The sequence below is a fragment of the Methylobacterium sp. WL18 genome, from assembly GCF_008040015.1.
In the GTDB taxonomy this organism is placed as follows: Bacteria; Pseudomonadota; Alphaproteobacteria; order Rhizobiales; family Beijerinckiaceae; genus Methylobacterium; species Methylobacterium mesophilicum.
This window is the reverse complement of sequence record NZ_VRVD01000668.1, coordinates 1-2,522: the sequence shown is the minus strand read 5'-3', so window position 1 is coordinate 2,522 and position 2,522 is coordinate 1. Positions and strand designations below refer to the sequence as shown.

At 69.8% G+C, this 2,522-nt stretch carries 4 protein-coding genes; 2 read left to right on the top strand and 2 right to left on the bottom strand.

Annotated elements, in window-relative coordinates; all coding sequences use genetic code 11:
• Both FV228_RS26695 and FV228_RS26690 read left to right on the top strand, forming a co-directional pair.
• Positions 1 to 900 (top strand): SDR family oxidoreductase (locus FV228_RS26695; RefSeq protein ID WP_147857283.1); only part of this gene is annotated, 900 nt, incomplete at its 5' end.
• 163 nt (positions 901 to 1,063) lie between these two features.
• Positions 1,064 to 1,939 (top strand): MBL fold metallo-hydrolase, encoded by an 876-nt coding sequence (locus tag FV228_RS26690; RefSeq protein WP_147857282.1) that lies wholly within the window; start codon positions 1,064 to 1,066, stop codon positions 1,937 to 1,939.
• On the opposite strand, the gene FV228_RS26685 is transcribed toward FV228_RS26690, so the two are convergent.
• A complete protein-coding gene (locus tag FV228_RS26685; RefSeq protein WP_147857281.1) occupies positions 1,927 to 2,250 on the bottom strand; it encodes a nitrile hydratase accessory protein in 324 nt (107 codons plus the stop codon). The genes FV228_RS26690 and FV228_RS26685 overlap by 13 nt on opposite strands.
• A partial coding sequence (locus FV228_RS26680; protein WP_147857280.1) for an SH3-like domain-containing protein occupies positions 2,247 to 2,522 on the bottom strand: 276 nt, incomplete at its 5' end. The genes FV228_RS26680 and FV228_RS26685, both read right to left, overlap by 4 nt.

The following is a 2,522-nucleotide window of genomic DNA, read 5'->3' as shown; positions in this document are numbered from 1 at the left end:
GCCGCCGAGCGAGCGCTTGCCGCCTACGGCCAGCCGGTCCTGGCGATCGCGGCCGACGTCGCCGATCCCGAGGCCGTCGATGCGGCCGCCGCCCGGATCGAGGCTGAACTCGGCCCAATCCGCGCCTGGGTGAACAATGCCATGGCGACCGTGGTGAACCCGGCCGACCAGATCACGCCGGACGAGTACCGGCGGGTCACCGAGACCACCTACCTGAGCCAGGTCTACGGTACGCTCGCGGCGCTCCGCTACATGAAGCGGCGCAACCGCGGCGCGATCATCCAGGTTTCCTCGGGGCTGGCGATCCGGGCGGCACCGCTCCAAGCGCCCTATTGCGCGGCCAAGTTCGCCGTCTCCGGCTTCACCGACGCCCTGCGGTGCGAACTGCTCCACGACAACGTCGCCGTCAGCCTCAGCGTGGTCTACCTGCCGGCCGTCAACACGCCGCAGTTCAACTGGGCGCGCAACCGCACCGGCCATCGCCAGTATGCCCCGGATCCGGTGTTCGATCCGCGGCTCTGCGCGGAGGCGATCGTGTACGCCGCCGAACATCCGCGCCGGGAGGTCTGGGTCGGGCGCTCGTCGATGATGATGGCCGCCGCGCAGGCGCTCGCCCCCACGCTGGCGGACCGCAAGGCTGCCACGATGTGGTCGGCTCAGCTGTCCGACACGACGTTTCCGGACATGACGGGCAACCTGTTCGATCCGGTGCCCGGCGATGTCGGCATCGATGGGCGGTTCAACGACCGGATGAAATCGACCCGCAGCGAGTTCGTGACCAGCCGCACCCGCGACGCGGTGGTCGGTGGCCTGGCCGGGCTGGCGCTGCTGGGCCTCGCCGGCGCCGCCTTGGCGACCAGTCGGTCGCGGCGGGCTGCGCTACCCGACCGGACTCGCTAGACACGGTCTGGTTTCAAAAGGTCTGAGACCTTTTGCGGGTGCAGGGCAGTGCCCTGCGGTGGAGCTTCGCTCTGGATACTCAGGGGCACCGCCCCCGAACACCGCCAAAGGGCGATGCCCTTTGGAACCCCCCGGGATCATTCGCTAGGAGAGGCTTGAGACGATGCCCGGCTACCTGCCCTTCGCGGGCGCCCTGAATCTGCCCGCCTACACCTGCGACAATTGTGGGTTCTGGCAGCGCCATTTCGAGGCGCCCCCGTCCTGCCCGATGTGCCTCGACGCACGCCACGTGGTCCCGCAAGACGGCTGGCGGTTCCGCACCACCCGGGAGGCGCAGGACGCTTTTCCCTGCCACTGGCAGGAGCTGGAGCCCGGCGTGTGGCGATTCTGGAACGAGCCCGTCTCCGGCATCGGCCCCTCCGCCTACCTGATCCGGACCGAGAACGGGAACATGGGCTTCGAGGGCTGCCCGGTCTTCAGCGAGGCCGCCCTGGACCAGATCGAGACGCTCGGCGGTATGCAGGTGCTCTCGTCCTCGCACCCGCATGCCTACGGCGCCCTCGTGCAATTGCAGGACCGGTTCGACCCGGAATTGTGCTTGCCCGCGGCCGACTTCACGTGGAGTGCGGCGCTGCAGGTGAGCTGGCCCTACGACGACGTCCTGGAGCCTCTGCCGGGTCTGGAACTGCACCGCACCGCCGGCCATTTCGACGGTCACGCCGTTCTGTTCGACCGGGCGCGGAACATCTGTTTCTGCGGCGACGCGCTGAAGTTCGAGCTGGACCCCGCCGACCCGCGCCGGGCCACGACGATCTCGGCGCACAAGGCCTTCGTCCGCGGCGTGCCGCTTACCGCGAAGGAATTGGAGCGCTACCGCGCAGTCTTCGCACAATTCGAATTCGATCAGACCTGGACGCCCTTCGAAGCGGCGAAGAATTGCGGGCGGCGCGAGGTTCTGGCGCTGATCGACGCGCAATTGGCCGGCCGGCCGCACGCCGCCCCGGTGCCCCTCGACAGCCTCCTGGATCAGGGCCGGTAGAGCGGATCGTTCTCCAAACGGATCGGCTGACCGTGCGGCGTCGCCTCGGCGGCGCGGAGGAACGCCTCGGTCCGCCCCGCCACGCTGTCTGATGGTGCTACCCCGCGCTCCGCCAGGATCGTCTCCAGGGTCGCGAGCCAGGCGCCGTAATCGGCCGCCCGTTCCGGTCCGTCCGCCGGCCGTATCTCCCGGCCGAGCCGCTCGGCCCATTCGGTCCAGGTGAAGAGCCCGGCCTCCTGCAAGGATACCACCAGGGCGAAGACCTGCGCTTCCCAGGGAGCCGCGAAGGCTTTGGGCGACGGGGCGATCACGCCGCCTCCAGGTAGGGTTCGAACGCCGCCACCGTGACGATCCCGCCCGGGTCGCCGCTGTCGCCCCACAGTTCCCGGGCCGTGAAGCTGACGGTGTACAGCCACGTCGGGTTCTCGCCCGCGCCGTAGGCGTTGGTATCGGGATACACGAAGGCGCCGTCGATGCGTTCGATCCGGCCCCGCCGCCCGCGGACGTAGCGCGGCAGCCGCGTATGCCCGGTCGGGTGGACGTTCCGGGCGAGGACGGCGTCGCCGACCGCGAAGCGGGCGGG